The sequence below is a fragment of the Stutzerimonas stutzeri genome, from assembly GCF_002909485.1.
In the GTDB taxonomy this organism is placed as follows: domain Bacteria; phylum Pseudomonadota; class Gammaproteobacteria; order Pseudomonadales; family Pseudomonadaceae; genus Stutzerimonas; species Stutzerimonas stutzeri_AH.
Genome location: NZ_PPXG01000011.1, coordinates 36,430 through 54,993, shown reverse-complemented (window position 1 = coordinate 54,993; position 18,564 = coordinate 36,430). Strand labels below are relative to the sequence as shown.

General features: G+C 61.7%; 16 protein-coding genes. 3 read left to right on the top strand and 13 right to left on the bottom strand.

Features of this window, described 5'->3' with window-relative positions; all coding sequences use genetic code 11:
• Window positions 1–28: 28 nt before the first annotated feature.
• The 13 genes from CXK91_RS21475 to dksA form a co-directional block, all read right to left on the bottom strand.
• Entirely contained in the window at window positions 29–1,045 is a 1,017-nt protein-coding gene (locus CXK91_RS21475) for a class I SAM-dependent rRNA methyltransferase (protein WP_103458031.1), read from the bottom strand.
• Window positions 1,046–1,111: 66 nt separating this feature from the next.
• Entirely contained in the window at window positions 1,112–1,987 is an 876-nt protein-coding gene (locus tag CXK91_RS21470; RefSeq protein ID WP_103458030.1) for an oxygenase MpaB family protein, read from the bottom strand.
• A 144-nt stretch (window positions 1,988–2,131) separates the two neighbouring features.
• Window positions 2,132–3,796: a glucose-6-phosphate isomerase gene (gene pgi, locus CXK91_RS21465; protein ID WP_103458029.1), complete on the bottom strand. Its 1,665-nt coding sequence runs from the start codon at window positions 3,794–3,796 to the stop codon at window positions 2,132–2,134.
• Window positions 3,797–4,154: 358 nt separating this feature from the next.
• Window positions 4,155–4,535: an aspartate 1-decarboxylase gene (gene panD / locus CXK91_RS21460; protein WP_021205856.1), complete on the bottom strand. Its 381-nt coding sequence runs from the start codon at window positions 4,533–4,535 to the stop codon at window positions 4,155–4,157.
• 83 nt (window positions 4,536–4,618) lie between these two features.
• Window positions 4,619–5,479: a pantoate--beta-alanine ligase gene (gene panC, locus CXK91_RS21455; protein ID WP_103458028.1), complete on the bottom strand. Its 861-nt coding sequence runs from the start codon at window positions 5,477–5,479 to the stop codon at window positions 4,619–4,621.
• A complete protein-coding gene (gene panB, locus CXK91_RS21450; protein ID WP_103458027.1) occupies window positions 5,476–6,276 on the bottom strand; it encodes a 3-methyl-2-oxobutanoate hydroxymethyltransferase in 801 nt (266 codons plus the stop codon). Before panB ends, panC begins: the two co-directional genes overlap by 4 nt.
• 124 nt (window positions 6,277–6,400) lie before the next feature.
• Entirely contained in the window at window positions 6,401–6,928 is a 528-nt protein-coding gene (folK, locus tag CXK91_RS21445; RefSeq protein WP_103458026.1) for a 2-amino-4-hydroxy-6-hydroxymethyldihydropteridine diphosphokinase, read from the bottom strand.
• Between the two features lies 1 nt (window position 6,929).
• Window positions 6,930–8,324: a polynucleotide adenylyltransferase PcnB gene (locus CXK91_RS21440; RefSeq protein ID WP_103458025.1), complete on the bottom strand. Its 1,395-nt coding sequence runs from the start codon at window positions 8,322–8,324 to the stop codon at window positions 6,930–6,932.
• A 743-nt stretch (window positions 8,325–9,067) separates the two neighbouring features.
• Window positions 9,068–10,480 carry a sigma-54-dependent transcriptional regulator gene (locus tag CXK91_RS21435; RefSeq protein ID WP_103458024.1) on the bottom strand — a complete coding sequence of 471 codons (1,413 nt, stop codon included), beginning with the start codon at window positions 10,478–10,480 and terminating at the stop codon, window positions 9,068–9,070.
• Between the two features lie 61 nt (window positions 10,481–10,541).
• A complete protein-coding gene (locus CXK91_RS21430) occupies window positions 10,542–13,496 on the bottom strand; it encodes a sensor histidine kinase (RefSeq protein WP_103458023.1) in 2,955 nt (984 codons plus the stop codon).
• Entirely contained in the window at window positions 13,480–13,656 is a 177-nt protein-coding gene (locus CXK91_RS21425) for a hypothetical protein (RefSeq protein ID WP_003284901.1), read from the bottom strand. The genes CXK91_RS21430 and CXK91_RS21425 overlap by 17 nt, the downstream gene beginning before the upstream one ends.
• A gap of 106 nt (window positions 13,657–13,762) precedes the next feature.
• Entirely contained in the window at window positions 13,763–14,668 is a 906-nt protein-coding gene (gluQRS, locus tag CXK91_RS21420) for a tRNA glutamyl-Q(34) synthetase GluQRS (protein WP_103458022.1), read from the bottom strand.
• A gap of 91 nt (window positions 14,669–14,759) precedes the next feature.
• Complete coding sequence (gene dksA / locus CXK91_RS21415) at window positions 14,760–15,206, bottom strand: RNA polymerase-binding protein DksA (RefSeq protein ID WP_003284903.1); 447 nt, start codon at window positions 15,204–15,206, stop codon at window positions 14,760–14,762.
• A 191-nt stretch (window positions 15,207–15,397) separates the two neighbouring features.
• Between dksA and CXK91_RS21410 the strand changes: the two genes are divergently transcribed.
• The 3 genes from CXK91_RS21410 to rfbD all read left to right on the top strand — a co-directional run bounded on the left by CXK91_RS21410 (window position 15,398) and on the right by rfbD (window position 18,470).
• Window positions 15,398–16,570 carry a pyridoxal phosphate-dependent aminotransferase gene (locus CXK91_RS21410; RefSeq protein ID WP_103458021.1) on the top strand — a complete coding sequence of 391 codons (1,173 nt, stop codon included), beginning with the start codon at window positions 15,398–15,400 and terminating at the stop codon, window positions 16,568–16,570.
• Window positions 16,570–17,277 (top strand): DNA/RNA nuclease SfsA, encoded by a 708-nt coding sequence (sfsA, locus tag CXK91_RS21405; RefSeq protein WP_103458020.1) that lies wholly within the window; start codon window positions 16,570–16,572, stop codon window positions 17,275–17,277. The genes CXK91_RS21410 and sfsA overlap by 1 nt, the downstream gene beginning before the upstream one ends.
• A 272-nt stretch (window positions 17,278–17,549) precedes the next feature.
• Window positions 17,550–18,470 (top strand): dTDP-4-dehydrorhamnose reductase, encoded by a 921-nt coding sequence (gene rfbD / locus CXK91_RS21400; protein ID WP_103458019.1) that lies wholly within the window; start codon window positions 17,550–17,552, stop codon window positions 18,468–18,470.
• The last annotated feature ends 94 nt before the right edge of the window (window positions 18,471–18,564 follow it).

The following is an 18,564-nucleotide window of genomic DNA, read 5'->3' as shown; positions in this document are numbered from 1 at the left end:
CCGAATCGAGCGATATGAGCAATGCAACTCAAAGCTGCAGAATCAGAACCTTGAGTGGCGGCAACCCATCGTGGGAGGGAAAATCCGCGGCAGGGGTCAGAGTTTGCCATTCGCGCACCGGTCTACCCGCCTTCTCGGCGCAACGCAGCACTTGAGTGCGCCAGTCCTCCATCGACACCTTTGCCAGGTTATTGCAGCAGACCAGCACGCCGCCCTTAGCGGTGGCCAGCAGTGCCGGTTTGAGCAGGCTCTGATAGTCGCGCAGCAGGTCCACCGTCCCGAAGGCGCTGCGCGCCCACGCGGGCGGGTCGAGCAGCACCAGATCGAACTGGCGTTGCGCCAGGCGTGGGTAATCCGGCAGCGTTCTTCCGCGGCGCGCACTGACGGGGAGGCCGGCCAGTTGGCGAATGGCTGGAAAGTAGTCCGAGTGGATGAAGTGCATGTCTGGCAGCGATGGATTCAGTTCGCCGTTTTCCCGGCCCACCGCCAGATTGCGCTCGGCAAAGTCGACGTTCCAGACTTCCCGTGCGCCGCCGGCTGTAGCGCACAGACCAACACCGCAGGTATAGGCGAACAGGTTGAGCATCGACTTGCCGGTGCTGTGCTGCTTGACCCAGCCGCGGGCATTGCGCAGGTCGAGAAACAGTAGTGGATCCTGGCCACTGTGGCGGCCGCGGACACGGTAGTTGAGGCCCCACTCGTGCGCGATCTGGTCTTCAAGTGCGACATCGCCTGGTTGATGCAGGGCAGTGCTGCGATCAATTCGCGAGTTGCTTTGAGATCGGTCGTTGTAGATGAGCTGCAGCGGCTGCCCGATGAAGCGGATGGCCTCTTCATGGATAGCCTGAAGTGATCGCGCGTCGAGCGGCTGATGAAAACTCTGCACCATCAACTGCGGACCGTAGCGGTCCACGGTCAGGCCGGACGCGCCTTCCTGGCTGCCGTGGAATAGTCGGTAGCAATCTGTGCCCTGTTGCTGCAGCTCGTCGAGCAACGGGCGTCGAGAGTCGAAGGCGGCGCGCAGCGCCTGGTCTAGAGATGCCATGCGCGGCGGCTCGAAATATAGAAGGGCGCGCAGTTTAACAAGAAACGCTTTAGTGGGCGGTCGTCACTAGCGTGACGGCAGGCCCATACGCCGCCGCGCACGGTGTACCGAGGCGTTACGTACCGCCCAGCGCAGCACTGGTGCGGTGTTGCGCACACCTGTACGAATAAGCTGACGGCGGGCCTCGCTCAGGGATAGGCCGAACATGGCAGGGGCCCATTCGGGCATCAGGTCTATCCCTGCGTGCAGCATCAGCGTACCGAAAGGTCTTAGCAGTCTGCTGGGGGCGGGGGCAGTGCGCAGTATCTGCAGTATTTCCTGCGCACGCTCGTCACTTCGTAGCTGCGGGCGAATGCGCTCCAGGTATGTCTCGATCTGCGCGCGCGAGCGTGGTACGTCGCGGGCGCCGAGGCGCTCGGCGATCAGCGAGACTTCGGCGTAATAGCGATCCTGCTCGGCACCGGATAGCCCTGGATTGAGATAGCGCAGATGCGATTTGAGGAAGCTGCTGACTTCGGCGACATGGACCCAGGTCAAGAGGTCTGGATCGGACGCGGCGTAAGGACGGCCGTCTGGTGCGATGCCTGTCACGCCGCAGTGAATCCGCCTGACCCGCTCGATTAAACGCTCGGCGTCGGCGTGGCTGCCGAACGTCGTTGCGGCGATGAACTGCCCGGTGCGGCGCAGTCGGCCGAGTAGATCTTCACGGAAGTTCGAGTGGTCCCATACGCCGGCCAGCGCCAGCGGATGTAAGGCCTGCAATAGCAGCGCGGAGATCCCGCCAACCATCATCGAGGTGAAGTCACCATGCACGCGCCAGCATACCGACTCGGGTCCGAACAGGCCGGGGTCGCCGGGCGGGTTCTCATAGTCCACACCGCCGATTGCAAGGCCAGTGAGGCTCAGTACGCGGGTTTCGATATGTTGGCGGATGAGTTCCATGGCGACAGCGCTTCTGGCTTGGGTCGGGGCGATGTTACCTGATCAGGCAGCTGCCATCGGCCGCTCGTCAGTTGCTGGCGCAATAAGAGGGGAGACGGGAATGAGACCGGACAGTAGTCGTGCACTGTCCGGTCGAGGGCGATATCAACCGCGATGACGGCCGCGGAAGAAGTCGATCAGGCCCTGAGTGGAGGCGTCTTCTGCCGGGGCCGCATCGAAGCAGGTCATCTGGTTGTAGACGGTTTTGCCCAGGTCCTTGCCCAACTCGACTCCCCACTGATCGAACGAATTGATTCCCCAGATCACCCCCTGTACGAACACCTTGTGCTCGTACAGCGCGATCAGTGCACCGAGACGGCCGGGACTGATGGTTTCCATGACCACAGTATTGCTTGGCCGGTTACCGGGAATGACCTTGTGAGGCGCCAGGCGCTGAACTTCCGCTTCGCTCAGTCCCTTGGCACGCAGTTCGGCCTCGGCTTCCTCGCGTGTCTTGCCTCGCATCAGCGCCTGGCTTTGCGACAGGCAGTTGGCGTAGAGCCACTCGTGGTGGTCGGCGACCGGGTTGTGGCTGACTACCGGCACAATGAAGTCTGCTGGAATCAGCGGTGTGCCCTGATGCAGCAACTGATGGTAGGCATGCTGACCATTGGCGCCCACACCACCCCAGATTACCGGTCCGGTGGTACAGGAGACCGGCGTACCGTCTTGCCGCACACTCTTGCCGTTGGACTCCATGTCCATCTGCTGCAGGTGTTTTACGAAGTTGCGCAGGTAGTGGTCGTAGGGCAGGAAGGCATAGCTTTCAGCGCCCCAGAAGTTGTGATACCAGATGCCGAGCATTGCCAGCAGAACCGGCATGTTGCTTTCGAACGGCTCAGTGAGGAAGTGCTGGTCCATGCTATAGGCGCCGGATAGCAGGTCCTTGAAGTTGGACATACCGATGGCCAGCGCGATGGGCAGGCCGATTGCCGACCACAGGGAGTAACGGCCACCGACCCAGTCCCACATCGGGAAGATGTTCTTCTCCCGAATACCGAAATCGATGGCGGCCTTCTTGTTGCTGGTGACAGCGATGAAGTGGCGGTAGAGCTTCTCTTCGGTGCCGCCCTTGCCCAGATACCAGGTGCGCGCGGCCTGGGCATTCTTCAGCGTTTCGAGCGTGCCGAAGGTCTTGCTGGAGATGATGAACAGGGTCGTTTCGACGTTGAGCTTGGCGGTTACTTCGCGGAACTCGCTGCCGTCGATATTGGCCAGGTAGTGCGTGCGCACGCCGTGCTGGGTGAACGGCAGCAGCGCTTCTGATACCAGCTGCGGACCGAGGAACGAGCCGCCGATGCCGATGTTCACCACATCGGTGATGGTCTTGTCGCTGAAGCCGCGCCACAGGTTGTTGTGGATTCGGGTAACGATATCGGTCATCTGGGCCAGTGCGGTGTGCACATCGCGCATGATGTTCTGCCCGTCGACCATCACTGACTCACCCATAGGGCGACGCAGTGCGGTGTGCAATACGGGGCGGTTTTCTGATGCGTTGATGCGCTCGCCTTCAAACATGGCGCGTGCAGCCTGCTCGACGCCAGCCTCGCGGGCCAGGTTCACCAGCAGCGTGCGGGTTTCAGGGGTGATCAGGTTTTTCGAATAGTCGAGAAACAGGCCGCTGCAGGAAACCGACAGATCATCGAAACGCGTCGGGTCGGCCTTGAATGCCTCTCGCATGCTGAAGTTCTGCATGGTCAGGCGGTGTTCTTCCAGGGCCTTCCAGGACGGCAGGCCGGTGACATCGAGCGGATGCTGGTAGTAGCTCATGGTGATGCGGCTTCCTTTGCTTTGACAGGCCGCTGAATCCCTGCGGTTCACGCGTCGGCGGGCAATGCCGTGACAGGATTCAGTGATGTGTATGACCGTGCGGGCGCGCCGGCACTCCTCCTGAATGCTGCGGATGCTGGCCGAACCCGGCTTTGACCGAGCCGGTGAAGGCACATCCTATGCCATCAGAGACAGGTCAGACAGGGAAACCCCCTACTGTGTTCCGGGCTTTTGCCTTCTATTGTGCTCGTATCAGCGCTTTCGCCCAATCGCCTCCTGACCGTTGAGTCGCGATCAAACGAAAAAGCCCGAAGTGCGGAACACTTCGGGCTTTCATTCGACAGCATCTGGCGGTGGCTCAGGCAACCTGTACCGGGATGGCGTTGCTGGTGTGGCTCAGCTCGCCATCGGCGCCCATGTAGAGAACATGGGGTTTGAAATTGGCCAGTTCTGCCTCGCTGTAATGAGCGTAGGCGCAGATGATCAGGCGATGACCGACACCAGCCTTGTGGGCCGCGGCACCGTTGACCGAGATGATCTTGGAACCTTCTTCGCCGCGAATGGCGTAGGTGGTGAAGCGCTCGCCGTTGTCGACGTTATAGATCTGGATCTGTTCGTATTCGCGGATTCCGGCCAGGTCCAGCCAGTCGCCGTCGATGGCGCAGGACCCTTCATAGTCGAGCACCGAGTGAGTTACCTGGGCGCGGTGCAGTTTGGCCTTGAGCATGATGGCGTGCATGGCGGGGTCCTCCGGGGGCGCAAGCGGCGCAGAGTGTGCCCTAAGCCTTGAACGCGATCAAGGCTATGGGTGGTTGGAAAAACTCAGGCAGATGGATGGATATCGATCAGCAGGTTGTCGATCAACCGTGTCTTGCCCAGGTACGCCGCTGCGAGGATGACCAGCTCGCCGGCTTCGCCATTTATCGGCTGCAGGTCGACCGCGTTGCGGATTTCCAGATAGTCAGGCCGCAGGCCGGCAGCTTGCAGGGCGCTCAGGCCCTCGGCGATCAGTGCCGGATAATCACGGCGGCCGCCGCGAATCGCCACATCCAGCTGGCCAAGCGTGCGATACAGCACGGGCGCAATGGCGCGCTCTTCTGCACTCAAGTAGCCATTGCGCGAAGACAATGCCAAACCATCTTCGGCCCGAACGATTGGCTCGGAGAGTATCTGCACCGGCATGTTCAGGTCGCGAACCATGGTGCGGATTACAGCCAGCTGCTGGAAGTCCTTCTGCCCGAATACGGCCAGATCCGGCAGAACCATGTTGAACAGCTTGGTCACCACCGTGGAGACGCCGTCAAAGTGCCCGGGACGGCTGCCGCCACAGAGCCCTTCGGAGACGCCCGGGACCCGAACGATGGTCTGCTGAGCTTGGCCGTGTGGGTACATTTCTTCGACATTTGGCGCGAAGAGCAGATGACAGCCGGCTTCGAACAGCTTGTCCTGATCCGCCGCGAGCGTGCGCGGGTAGTTGTCCAGGTCCTCATTGGGGCCGAACTGCAGCGGATTGACGAAGATGCTGGCAACCACGAAGTCGGCACGCTGACCGGCCTTTTTCACCAGCGCGATATGGCCGTCGTGCAGGTTGCCCATGGTCGGCACAAAGCCGATACGCTTGCCTTCCCCACGGGCGCGGGCGACCGCAGCACGCAGGTCGGCAATGGTCTTGACGATGTTCATGCGGAGAAACCGTGTTCGGCTGCGGGGAATTCGGTGGCCTTGACGGCTTTCACATAGCCGGCGATGGCAGACGGTATGTCACCGTGCTCGCGCATGAAGTTCTTGACGAACTTCGGCACTCGGCCACCGAGAGAGAGCCCGAGCATATCGTGCAACACGAGCACCTGGCCGTCGGTGTCGCTGCCGGCGCCGATGCCGATCACCGGAATCTGTACCGCCCGGGTGATGCGCGCAGCCAGTTCGCTGGGAACGCATTCGAGCAGCAGCATCGCGGTTCCTGCTGCTTCCAGCGACTTGGCGTCTTCCAGCATCTGCTGCGCCTGGGCTTCTTCGCGGCCTTGTACTTTGTAACCGCCAAACAGGTTGACTGCCTGCGGCGTCAGCCCCATGTGGGCACACACCGGAATACCGCGTTCGGCCAACAGGCGGATCGATTCGGCCAGCCAGGCGGCGCCTTCGAGCTTGATCATGTGCGCACCGGCCTGCATCAGCAGCGCGGAGTTGTTCAGCGTCTGCTCGGTGGTGGCGTTCGCCATAAATGGCAGGTCGGCGACGATCATGGCGCCGCGGTTACCGCGTTTGACGCTGGCGGTGTGGTAGGCCATGTCGCCGACGGTGACCGGCAGGGTGCTGTCGTGACCTTGCAGGACCATGCCGAGTGAGTCGCCGATCAGGAGCATTTCGACGCCCGCATCGCAGGCAGTCTTGGCGAAGGTGGCGTCATAGCAGGTGAGCATGGCGATCTTCTCGCCCTTCTGCTTGAGCCCTTGCAGCGTGGTCAGGGTTACGTCTGGCATGAATGCCGTCCTCTTCGAGCCTCGGAGGTCAGGATTGCCGGGCGGTGCATGCGAGGTGCAATGGCCGCTGGCGGCAGAGGGCGCTTATAGTCCCGGCGGCGGCAGAGTAAGTCAATCGCGAGTGTTACCTGCGCGTTACGTTCGTTACTGCGCCGGTGACACTCTTGTCGTGGAGTCGCTCAAGGCCATTGAACGGGCAGGCCGCAAGCAGATCGACGAGCCGTCTTCCATCGGCCAGCACCAGTTCGGTCGGTGCGATCTCGGCGAGCGGATAGAGTACGAACGCGCGGGCCTGCAGGTGATAGTGCGGAACCTGCAGGCGGGGCTCATCAATCATGCGGTCGCCGAATAGCAGAATGTCCAGATCCAGCGTCCGCGGCCCCCAGCGTTCGGTCTTGCGCTCGCGACCTTGGGCCAGTTCGATGTGCTGCAGGGCGTCGAGTAGCGCCAGTGGCGCGAGGCCGGTTTCCAGCACAGCAACGGCATTGACGTAGCGTGGTTGGTCGGCAGGCCCGAGTGGGTCGCTTGCGTAGAGTGACGAGACTGCTGCCAAATTGCTCTGCGGCAGTTCCGCCAGCGCCTGCAGCGCGCCGCGCAATTGCTGTTGCGGATCGGCCAGGTTGCTACCCAGTCCGATGTAAACGCGCTCCATCCTATTCAGCCGGGTTGCCGGCGCCTTCGCCCGGACCACGGCGACGGCGCCCGCCGCGGCGGCGCTTCTTCGCACCGCCGGCTTCTTCCTTGTTGCTCAGGCCGCGAATCATGTTGCGGCGTTCACTATCGGTAGCGTCCTGGTATTCGGTCCACCAGTCGCCCAGCCCTCCGGTCTGCTCCCCGGCACTTTCGCGCAGCAGAAGAAAATCGTAACCCGCACGGAAGCGCGGATTTTCCAGCAACTGATCGGCGCGGCGGCCCTGGCGACGGGGCAGGCGCTCCTGCATATCCCAGATTTCGCGCATGGGCATGGTGAAGCGCTTGGGAATCGCGGTGCGCTGGCACTGTTCCCAGATGATGTCATGTGCCGCTTCCTGCATCGCCGGGATCGGCGGCATGCCACGGTCCTGCAATTCCTGCACGCGCGCGGGCAGGGCAGGCCAGAGCAACGCGGCGAACAGGAATGCAGGCGTTACCGGTTTGCCCTGTTCGATGCGCAGGTCGGTATTGGCCAGGGCGTTGCGGATCAGCGTGCCGGCATATTCCGGGTCGCGCTCAAGCGCTGCGGCGCTCGCCGGGAATAGCGGGGCGAAGAGGTCGTACTCGAGCAGCAGTTCGAAGGTGCGTTCGGCTTTGCCACCAAGGAACAGTTTGAGCGTTTCGTCGAACAGGCGTGCCGAGGGAATGCCGTCGAGCAGATCGGCCAGATCGACGATGGGCTCGGCGCTGTGGCGCTCGATTTCGAAGTCGAGCTTAGCGGCGAAGCGTACGGCGCGCAGCATGCGCACCGGGTCTTCCTGATAGCGCTGCTCCGGATCGCCGATCAGGCGTATCAGCCGATTACGGATGTCATGTACGCCGCGGGTGTGATCGAGGATGCGTTCAGTGGTCGGGTCGTAGTACAGCGCATTGATGGTGAAGTCGCGGCGCTGGGCATCGTCTTCCAGTGTGCCGTAGATGTTGTCGCGCAGAATGCGGCCGCTCTCGTTGCGCGAGGCCAGGTGGCTGGCGTCATCGTCATCCTCTTCCGGGTGGTTGGCGCGGAAGGTGGCTACCTCGATGATCTCGCGGCCGAAATGCACATGTACCAGCTTGAAACGTCGGCCGATCACGCGCGCATTGCGGAACTCGGCGCGAACCTGTTCGGGCGTTGCGCTGGTGGCGACGTCGTAATCCTTGGGGTTCAGCTGCAGCAGCAGATCGCGTACGCAGCCGCCCACTACATAAGCCTCGTAACCGGCCTGCTGTAGGCGTTCGACCACGCTCACCGCGTAACGACTGATCTCGTTGCGATGTAGGGAATGCTGCCGGCTGGACAGAATTTCAGGTGAGCGACGGGGATGCGGGATGCGGCGCAGAGGAAGACGAAAAGACTGGAACAGCTTTTTCAGCATGGGGGGCAACTGTGTGGCGGAATGACGGGCCGGTTCGCGAATGGCCGCGAAACCTGTGCGGATTCTAGCACCGAGAGTGCTGGATGTTGAACGATGCGTAGGGAGCTGTCAAAAAGCATCTCGAATAGCGAGACGAGGGTATCGCGGGGACGGTAAGTCTGCAGGGGCAGGCAGCATTCACGTGATGGGTGCGAGGGATGTTGTAACGCAAGGGAAGAGGCAGATAGCACAAAGGGGAGCCGAAGCTCCCCTTTGAATACTGTAGCGTGCTTTATTGTTATTAGTCGTTCAGGCGTTGCTGTTCTTGTTGTTCGCCTGTTCCCTTCGGCCGTGGCCGTCAGGAGCACTCCACATTGGGAGCTAATAGCAAACGGATTTCTTTGGTCGCTGACTTTGCCGTGATCTTCGATCCAACCAGTGCGGGCCCTGCTGATGCAGTTTTTATTGTTCTCGGCCTGGTCGTGGGGCGAACCCCGTGGCAAGTCCTCTCCAAAAGAATCAGTTAGCTGCGCCTCCGCCTTCTTGTCTTTGTTTTGCTGGAGCCGTTACGTCTTGTTCTTATTGTGGGATCTGCTTGTTATTGTTGTTGTGCCAGTAAGTAAGCAGTTGTCGTGCCAGTTTTACGAAGTCCTTATTTATCAAGGTGTTATAGATTCTGGTGATTGCGCCGAGCAATAAAAAACCGGGGTAGCGTTACCGTTACTCCCGGTTTTTGTTACGAATCATGCCGTGGCGGTAACAGACTACCCAGCAGCGCTACTCGATTTGCGGCGTGGGATGCCCAGGCGCTGGCGCCGTTCCCAGAGACATTTACGGCTGATGCCCAGCTTGCGAGCCAGCTCGGTTTCGGTCATGTGGTCCTGGTGCTCGAGCACAAAGTGCTGGAAGTAATCCTCTAGCGACAGGTCCTCGGTCGGCTCGTTGCCAGTGGCTATGCCGCGGATGCTTCCCAGTGGCTCGTCGAAGTCGTCGTCCAGCTCATCGAGTTCGATATCGATGCCAAGCAGCTCTGCGTCGATTTCCGGGCTTTCGCTAAGAATCGCCGCACGCTCGATGGCGTTTTCCAGTTCGCGCACGTTGCCCGGCCAAGAGTAATGACGGATCGCTTGCTCGGCATCGCGGGAGAAGTGCAGGTCGTCGCTGCTCATGCGCTCACCCTGGCGAGTGAGGAATGCCTTGGCAATCTCCAGCACGTCGCTGCCGCGCTCGCGCAGCGGCGGCAGCTTGAGCGCGATGACATGCAGTCGGTAATAGAGGTCTTCACGGAACTGGCCGGTCTTGGCCAGGGTTTTCAGATCGCGGTGCGTGGCCGCGATCAGTCGCACATCGACCTTTTGCGATTGCACCGAACCAACCCGGCGGATCTCACCTTCCTGTAGTACCCGGAGCAGCCGAGCCTGCGCCTCAAGCGGTAACTCGCCTATCTCGTCGAGGAACAGCGTGCCGCCGTCGGCGGCTTCTACCAGGCCTGCACGACCGGCGCTAGCGCCGGTGAAAGCGCCTTTCTCATGGCCGAACAACTCGGACTCGATCAGTGTTTCCGGAATGGCTGCGCAGTTGACCGAAATCATCGGCGCCTTGGCACGTCGCGATAGGTTGTGCAGCGCACGGGCGACCAATTCCTTGCCTGTGCCCGACTCGCCCTGAATCAGCACATTGGAGTCGGTGGGAGCCACCTTGCGGATCTTGCCGAACAGATCTTGCATGGGAGCACAGTGGCCGATGATGCCAATATCGTTTCGTACTGCCTCGCCCGGTGCACTAGTCTGGCCGCGGGTGGCTTGCGCCTGGGGCGTAGCGTTTTGCTGATGATCGTCGAGAATCCGGGCGACCGTCTGCAGCATTTCGTCGTGATCGAAGGGCTTGGCGATGTAGTCGACCGCGCCCATCTTCATCGAGTCCACCGCCGAGCGCAGGCTGGCGTAACTGGTCATGATCAGCACTGGTGTGCCTTCGGCGAGCTTGATCAGCTCCGTTCCGGGTGCCCCGGGGAGTCTCAGGTCGCTGACGATGAGATCGAAACCCGGGATGCTGTAGCGCTCCTGTGCTTCCTGCACCGAGCCGGCTTCGCTGACCTCGTACTGGTTGCGCTCGAGGAGGCGCCTCAGGGCGGAGCGGATGATGGTTTCGTCTTCGACGATCAGTATGTGTGACATCAGTACTCTCTCGACGGTCTGGAGGCAGAACCGGCGCAGGGCCGGTACGGCAGTCGCCTCTTCAACTTACGGCATGGGACGCTTCGACATGCCGCGGCAGGGTGATGCGAAAACGGGTGCCGCGTTGTGTTTCCGGGTCGGCCGGGCTGTCGATATCAATCTGGCCATAATGCTCTTCAATGATCGAATAGACCAGTGCGAGGCCCAGGCCGGTGCCTTCGCCGGGGTCCTTGGTGGTGAAGAACGGCTCGAACAGGCGGTCCTGGATGTCCTTGGGAATCCCACTGCCTTCGTCCTCCACGATGAGGTACACGGTCTGCTCGGCAACTTCGCTGCTGATGCGGATGATCCCGCCTTGCGGCGACGCGTCGCGGGCGTTCGATAGCAGGTTGATCAGCACTTGGGCGAGGCGCTGCGGGTCACCCTCGGCGAAATGGGTCGGGTCACAGATGTTGATGAATTGCACTTCGGTGCGATTGCGGTTGAGCGAGAGCAGGCCGATGGCATCCTGCGTGGCTTGCGCCAGGCTCACTGGATACAGCTGGTGCTGGCGCTCGCCGGCATGGGCAAAGCTCATCAGCGATTGCACGATGCGCGAGACCCGTTTTGTTTGCTCGATGATTTGGCCGCTGATCTCGACGATTTCGCCATCACCGTCGCGCTCCTCCCGCAGGTTTTGCGCCAGGCAGGCAATGCCGGTGATCGGGTTGCCGATCTCGTGTGCGACGCCGGCTGCCAGACGGCCAATACTGGCCAGGCGTTCGGAGTGCACCAGGCGGTCTTCAAGCTGCTGGGTTTCGGTCAGGTCTTCGACCAGCAGCACGAGGCCGCTGTTGCCCGGCGCCAGTGGTTCAGCAATGGCTGCCTTGTGCAGATTGAGACAGCGGCGATGGCCGTTGTGCGCCAGGCGCTGCTTGTGCAGGTGCTCGTCGGCCTGGCTGATGAAGTCGCTCAGGAGGCTTCGCCAGGGTTCGGCAATGGTCGAAAGACGCGAGCCGACTACCTGCAGCGCGGGAATCTCGGTGAGCTCTTCGAGGGCGCGGTTCCACATGAGAATTTCCTGATCCTTGGCCAGCGAGCAGACACCCATGGGCAGTTCCTGCAGTGTTTGCCGGTGATAGCGGCGCAGGGCGTCGAGTTCTGCGGCCAAGCCGGTAAGGCGCGAGTGATACTCCTCCAGGCGGCTCTCGATGAAGTGAATATCCTCGGTGATATAGCCCTCTGCACCGTTCTTGTAGGCCAGGAAATTCTCGACGATATCCTGGGCCACGCTAGGCCCCATCAGGCCAGAAAGGTTGGCTTCGATACGGTCGCGCAAGCGGCGCAAGGCGTACGGTCGGTGTTCGTCGAACGGCAGCTGCAGATCGCGCAGTGCCTGCTCCACTTCGCGTTGGGCGGTCTTGGCGCCAAGCGGCTTGGCCAACTGAGTGGCGAATTCCTGCGGCGAGGCCGCCATCAACTCGCGACGTTGCGGTCGACGCACGTTTTCCACGGCGCAAGCTTCGGCGGCGCTCTGCTCCTCGGGGCTGGTTTCGGTGAAGATCGAGAACAGCGAGAACGCCAGCACATTCACTGCCAGCGAGGCGATCGCCGCCAGGTGCCAACTGGTGTCGTCCAGCACATAGACGACGTTGAATAGCGGGATGTAGAAGCCATCCAGGTTGCCCACCAGTGGCAACAGCATGGTCACCACCCAGACGCCGATGCCGGCCAGTAGGCCGGCGATGTAGCCGCGACGATTGGCGGTTGGCCAGTAGAGTACCGAAAGCACGCCGGGGAGGAACTGCAGGGTGGCGACGAACGCGACGATGCCGAGGTTGGACAGGTCCTGCTCGGCGCCCAGCAGCAGGTAGAAGCCATATCCGGCCATGATGATGGCGAAGATCAGGCTGCGCCGCGTCCACTTCAACCAGCGATAGATATTGCCCTCGCTGGACGGCTGATACAGCGGTAGCACCAGATGGTTGAGCGCCATGCCCGACAGTGCCAGGGTGCTGACGATGATCAGCCCGCTGGAGGCCGAGAGTCCGCCGACGAACGCCAGCAGCGCCAGAGTCTCGCTCTGCGCGGCGATGCCCAGGCCAAGGGTGAAGTACTCCGGATTGGTACTCACCCCAAGTTTCAGCCCGGCCCAGAGGATCAGCGGCACGGCCAGGCTCATCAGTAATAGATAGAGCGGCAGACCCCAGCTGGCGCTGACGAGTCCGCGAGGATCGAGGTTCTCGGTAAAGGTCATGTGATACATGTGCGGCATCACGATGGCCGAGGCGAAGAAAACCAACAGCAGCGTGCGCCATGGACCTTCCTGCAAGGGGGTATGCAATGCCTGCAGGGCCGACTGGTTCTGTAGCAGCCAGATCTCCAGCTGATGGGGGCCGCCGAACACGACGTAGAGCGCATAAAGGCCGATGGCGCCGAAGGTGAACAGCTTGACGATGGATTCGAAGGCGATTGCGAATACCAGGCCTTCGTGCTTTTCCCGCGTGGCGATGTGGCGGGCGCCGAAGAGGATGGTGAACAGCATGATCATCAGGCAGTAGCCCAACGCCACGCGTTCCTGCAAGGGCTCCAGGGTGAGGATGCCGATCGCATCGGCTACTGCCTGGATCTGCAGCGCCAACAACGGCAGCATGCCGATCAGCATGACGATAGTGGTCAGGGCGCCGCTCCAGGTGCTACGAAAGCGGAACGCCACCAGATCGGCCAGTGAAGACAGCTGATACGTGCGGGTAATCCGCAGGATCGGATAGAGCAGCACCGGCGCCAGCAAAAATGCGCCGCAAACCCCTAGGTAAGTGGCGAGAAAGCCGTAGCCATACTGATAGGCCAGGCCGACCGTGCCGTAGAACGCCCAGGCGCTGGCGTAGACGCCCAGCGACAGGGTGTAGGTCAACGGGTGCCGGATGATCCAGCGCGGAATCAGGCCACGTTCGCTGACCCAGGCGACACCGAACAGCATGAACAGGTAGGCGGCGCTGATCAAAATCAGCTGGCTTAGGCTAAAGCTCGTCTGCATCACGCTGGCTCTGGAGAATGAAGGTCACCACGATCAGGATCAGCCACAGCACGTAGGGCCGATACCAGGCACCGTTAGGGTCGATCCACCAGTCCATGATGGCGGGGGAGAACAGGTAGATCCCCACCACCAGGAGCAGCACCAGTCGGTAGATATACATGCCGGATCTCGTGTCGGAAGTGAGGCGATGGTAGAGCAGCGGCACGTTGCAAGCCACCAGCGCTGGGCAAAACCACTCGTAGGTCCCGCTTCGCCGCCGCCGCTACTCAGCGCAGCTGTGTTTCAGCCAGTGTCCGGGTGCGCGGAATGCGATCGGCGTCCCAGTGCCTAACCGCCCAGTCTAGGATTTCACTCGGCAGCGCGTTGTCCAGCTCTGCTAGCGGTTGCTGGCCGAGGGCGCGCAGTGCACGCAGCAGCAGCGGGCTGGCTTCGTGGGGCTGCAGCGGGGGCGAGCGGTAGCTTTTGCCCAGCTTGTGTCCGTCGGGCTGGATGATCAGCGGCAGATGCAGATAGCGTGGCTGCGATACGCCAAGGACTTCCTGCAGGTAGAGCTGGCGCGGCGTGGAGTCGAGCAGATCGGCGCCGCGTACGACGTCGGTAACGCCCTGCCAGGCATCGTCGAGCACAACCGCCAGCTGATAGGCGATCAGGCCGTCGCGACGACGGATCACGAAATCCCCGACCTCCCTGCCCAGATGCTGGCGGAACTCGCCCTGCACGCGGTCAGTGAAGCCGTACTCGCGGTCCGGCACGCGCAGACGGATGGCGGCGTCGTCGAGGCCATGGCCGGCGTCGCGGCAGAAACCCGGGTAGGGGCCGGGATAGTCTTGGAGCTGCTTGCGTGAGCAGGTGCAGGCATACGCCAGGCCTTTATCTAGCAGGCGTTCGATGGCGGCGCCGTAGGCTGCGTGGCGCTCGCTCTGGCGCTGCATATCGCCGTCCCATTCAAATCCGTAGCTCGACAGCGTCTCGACGATGGCTGCCTGCGCGCCTGGCATTTCCCTTGGTGGGTCGATGTCTTCCATGCGCAGCAGCCAGCGACCGCCGACCGCGCGGGCATCGAGATAGGAAGCAAGGGCTGCGACCAGCGAACCGAAATGCAGATAGCCACTGGGTGTCGGGGCAAAGCGGCCGACATAGCGATTGGCTTGGGATGGGAGGAACGAGGGCATGATGGGGGCCGGCGCAATCGAGGATGGCGGGGCGGATGAATCAGTGCATAGCCTGGAAATGAAGCGGGGCGCCGAAGCGCCCCGTTCTGGATCAGGAACCGATCTGCTTTTCCTTGATCTCCGCCAGCGTCTTGCAATCGATGCAGAGCGTAGCGGTGGGTCGGGCTTCCAATCGGCGAATACCGATCTCGACGCCGCAGGAATCGCACCAGCCGTATTCGTTGTCTTCGATCAGCTGCAGCGTCTCGTCAATCTTCTTGATCAACTTGCGCTCGCGGTCACGGGCACGCAGTTCCAGGCTGAATTCTTCTTCCTGGCTGGCGCGATCGGCCGGATCGGGGAAGTTGGCCGCCTCGTCCTGCATGTGGTGTACGGTGCGGTCGACCTCTTCCATCAGCTCCTGTTTCCACTTGTTCAGGATGCCGGTGAAGTGGGCGCGCATCTTGTCGCTCATGTATTCCTCGCCCTTGCTTTCCTTATAGGGCTCGAAGGCGCGAATCAGTTGCTTGCTCGACGGTGTTTCTTTGGTAATGGGCATGGATGAACGCCTCTCGCTATGTCCATTGCGCAGGATGATTTGTCCCTTGCCGACCCGTGCCGGCCCTGCGGCTGCAAGCGGGCGAACTTACCAGATCGGATCGGGGCGCGCTACTCCCGAATCCAACTGTAACTGCAGCAGTATCGGGACCTTGGGTAGAATTCACGTTTCGTTCTCAACAGGAAGGTCAAATGACCTCGTCATACAGTGCGCGCAGCCGCGCAATCGAACCTTTCCACGTCATGGCGCTTTTGGAGCGGGCCAACCAGCTGCAAGTTCAAGGCCACGACGTCATTCATCTGGAAATCGGTGAGCCGGACTTCACTACCGCAGCCCCAATCGTCGCAGCGGGACAAGCCGCGCTGGCCGCGGGGCACACGCGCTATACGCCTGCCCGTGGCCTGCCGCAGCTGCGTGAAGCGATCGCGAACTTTTACGCGCAGCGCTACGGATTATCCATCGACCCCGAGCGCATCCTGATTACGCCCGGTGGCTCCGGCGCCTTGTTGCTGGCCGCTAGCCTGCTGGTGGACCCAGGCAAACATTGGTTGCTGGCTGATCCAGGCTATCCCTGCAACCGACATTTCCTACGCCTGGTGGAAGGCGCAGCGCAGCTGGTGCCCGTCGGTCCCGATGTGCGTTACCAGCTGACCCGCGAGCTGGTCGAGCGCTACTGGGATCGCGACAGTGTCGGTGCACTGGTGGCTTCGCCGGCAAATCCCACGGGCACCCTTTTGGAACGTGATGAGCTGGCGGGGCTGTCGGCGGCGTTGAAGGAGCGTGGCGGCCACCTCGTTGTTGATGAGATCTATCACGGGCTGACCTACGGTGTGGATGCGGCGAGTGTGCTGGAAGTCGACGACGACGCTTTCGTGCTCAACAGTTTCTCCAAGTATTTCGGCATGACCGGCTGGCGCCTGGGCTGGTTGGTGGCGCCGCCTGCTGCCGTTCCGGAGCTGGAGAAGTTGGCGCAGAACCTCTACATCAGCGCGCCGAGCATGGCCCAGCACGCAGCTCTGGCCTGTTTCGAGCCGGCTACGCTGGAGATTCTCGAAGCACGCCGCGGTGAGTTTGCCCGCCGCCGTGATTTCCTGCTGCCAGCCTTGCGTGATCTGGGCTTCGGCATCGCGGTCGAGCCGCAAGGCGCGTTCTATCTGTACGCCGACATCAGCGCCTTCGGCGGCGATGCCTACGCGTTCTGTCAGCACATGCTGGAAACCGAATTTGTCGCGATCACCCCAGGCCTGGATTTCGGCCGCTTCCAGGCTGGGCATCACGTACGCTTCGCCTACACCCAGGATTTGCCGCGTCTCGAGCAGGCCGTGCAGCGAATTGCCCGCGGCTTGCGCAGCTGGCAGTCCTGATGCGTTTCGCTCAACCGCTGGAGCGCGGCCGTCTGGTAAGGCGCTACAAACGTTTTCTCGCCGACATCATCACCGATGAGGGCGAGGCGCTGTGCATTCACTGCCCTAATACCGGTTCGATGCTCAATTGCATGGAGGAGGGCGCGCGGGTGTGGTTTCAGCGCAGCAACGATCCTCGGCGCAAGTTACCTGGCACCTGGGAGTTGGTTGAAACCCCTCAAGGCCGGCTGGCTTGCGTGAATACCGCACGAGCCAATCCGTTGATCGAGGAAGCTCTGCTGAGCGGACGGATCACCGAGCTGGCTGGGTTCACAGCGCTCAAGCGCGAGGTGGCTTATGGCGTCGAGAACAGTAGGGTGGATTTCCGTCTCGACTATCCCGGTGGCGCGGCCTTCGTTGAGGTCAAGAGTGTCACCCTCGGGTTCGCCAACACAGCGGTCGCAGCATTTCCCGATGCCGTAACGGTGCGCGGTGCCAAACACTTGCGTGAGCTGGCAGCGCTGGCGCGTGCGGGTGTTCGCGCCGTGCAGTTGTATTGCGTGAACCTGAGCGGCATCGAGGCGGTGCGTTCGGCCGGCGAAATCGACCCGCTATATGCCGCGGCGCTGAACGATGCCGTGGCAGCTGGGGTGGAAGTGCTGGCTTATGGCGTTGAGCTTTCCGAGCAGGAAATGTACGTGAGCTGTCCGTTGGCGGTACTGCTCTGACTGCTGGAGGCCGGGCCTGCAAAAAAATATATAGCTGGGTGGGGAACAAAGTGCCTTTCGTCTGGCCTCAACGAGGCTGGAAACCATATCCCACCATGCACGGGAAGGGCTCTGCTCCGCCGTTTGCCACGGCGTCGAGACGCGGCTCTGCCTGTTTCGGTAGGAAGAGACAGCGGTGCCGCAGCGCTCTGGCGTGCATGCGGCGTCGTGGCAAAAAAACAATTATGGATGCTTGCGCCAGCCGCGAGCATCGACGATGAGGCAACAGAAGAATGCGAATTCTCGTTTGCGGTGCGGGTGGCCAAGTAGGTCGGGAGCTGGTTGAGCGGGCGGCAGACTTCGGGCTGGAGGTGCTGGCACCAGCGCGTGCGCAGCTGGATGTCTCCAAGCCGGAGCAAGTCGCTGCTGCGATGCGCCAGCGTCCTGGGTTGATCATCAACGCCGCCGCATACACGCATGTGGACAATGCCGAATCCCATTCCGACCAGGCTTACGCGGTAAACCGCGATGGCCCGCGGTACCTCGCCGAGGCCGCCAAGGGGGCGGGCATTCCGCTGTTTCACATTTCCACAGACTATGTGTTTTCCGGTGAAGCCAATCGGCCGTACAGCGAAGACGATGACACCGGCCCCACTGGCGTCTACGGCGCTAGCAAGCTGGAGGGCGAAGAGGCTATCCGTTCGTGCCTGCCAGCCCATCTGATCCTGCGCACCAGCTGGGTCTATGGCGTGCACGGACACAACTTCGTCAAGACCATGCTGCGCTTAGCCCAACAGCGCGACGCGCTTGGCGTAGTGAGCGATCAGATCGGCTGCCCGACCCAGGCTGGGAGCATTGCCCGGGTATTGCTGGAACTGGCGCGCCGCTACGCCGCCGAAGGTGAACTCGCCTGGGGGGTTTATCACTACAGCGGCGCACCTGCCTGCTCCTGGTATGACTTTGCCGTCGAGATATTCCGTCAGGGTGCGGATGTAGGGCTGCTGGCGCGGCAGCCTAAGGTATCGCCAATTGCAACCGCGCAGTACCCGACTCCGGCGCGACGTCCAGCCTGGTCTGTGCTCGATTGCAGCCGTTTCCAGAAGACGTTCGGCTTGGCGCCTCACGACTGGCAGGACGACTTGGCCGAAGTGCTTGCCATCCTCCATCAGCAGGAAAGGCCGGCAGTCGCGCGTGGGCGCAGCTCGCGAGCCTGAGTTAAACGCTGCGCGGCCGGCAGGGCCGCCGTGCCATTACCCCCACTGCCAATGTATTCTTGCGCTCCCGCGCCAAGGTGCGGCCTGACGTTCG

Coding starts and splice junctions, on each gene's coding strand:
- panD (WP_021205856.1), bottom strand. CDS start 4,535: ATGCACGCCATCATGCTCAAGGCCAAACTGCACCGCGCCCAGGTAACT.
- pgi (WP_103458029.1), bottom strand. CDS start 3,796: ATGAGCTACTACCAGCATCCGCTCGATGTCACCGGCCTGCCGTCCTGG.
- CXK91_RS21410 (WP_103458021.1), top strand. CDS start 15,398: ATGACCTCGTCATACAGTGCGCGCAGCCGCGCAATCGAACCTTTCCAC.
- gluQRS (WP_103458022.1), bottom strand. CDS start 14,668: ATGCCCTCGTTCCTCCCATCCCAAGCCAATCGCTATGTCGGCCGCTTT.
- dksA (WP_003284903.1), bottom strand. CDS start 15,206: ATGCCCATTACCAAAGAAACACCGTCGAGCAAGCAACTGATTCGCGCC.
- CXK91_RS21425 (WP_003284901.1), bottom strand. CDS start 13,656: ATGTATATCTACCGACTGGTGCTGCTCCTGGTGGTGGGGATCTACCTG.
- CXK91_RS21440 (WP_103458025.1), bottom strand. CDS start 8,324: ATGCTGAAAAAGCTGTTCCAGTCTTTTCGTCTTCCTCTGCGCCGCATC.
- rfbD (WP_103458019.1), top strand. CDS start 17,550: ATGCGAATTCTCGTTTGCGGTGCGGGTGGCCAAGTAGGTCGGGAGCTG.
- CXK91_RS21470 (WP_103458030.1), bottom strand. CDS start 1,987: ATGGAACTCATCCGCCAACATATCGAAACCCGCGTACTGAGCCTCACT.
- panC (WP_103458028.1), bottom strand. CDS start 5,479: ATGAACATCGTCAAGACCATTGCCGACCTGCGTGCTGCGGTCGCCCGC.
- CXK91_RS21435 (WP_103458024.1), bottom strand. CDS start 10,480: ATGTCACACATACTGATCGTCGAAGACGAAACCATCATCCGCTCCGCC.
- CXK91_RS21430 (WP_103458023.1), bottom strand. CDS start 13,496: ATGCAGACGAGCTTTAGCCTAAGCCAGCTGATTTTGATCAGCGCCGCC.
- sfsA (WP_103458020.1), top strand. CDS start 16,570: ATGCGTTTCGCTCAACCGCTGGAGCGCGGCCGTCTGGTAAGGCGCTAC.
- panB (WP_103458027.1), bottom strand. CDS start 6,276: ATGCCAGACGTAACCCTGACCACGCTGCAAGGGCTCAAGCAGAAGGGC.
- CXK91_RS21475 (WP_103458031.1), bottom strand. CDS start 1,045: ATGGCATCTCTAGACCAGGCGCTGCGCGCCGCCTTCGACTCTCGACGC.
- folK (WP_103458026.1), bottom strand. CDS start 6,928: ATGGAGCGCGTTTACATCGGACTGGGTAGCAACCTGGCCGATCCGCAA.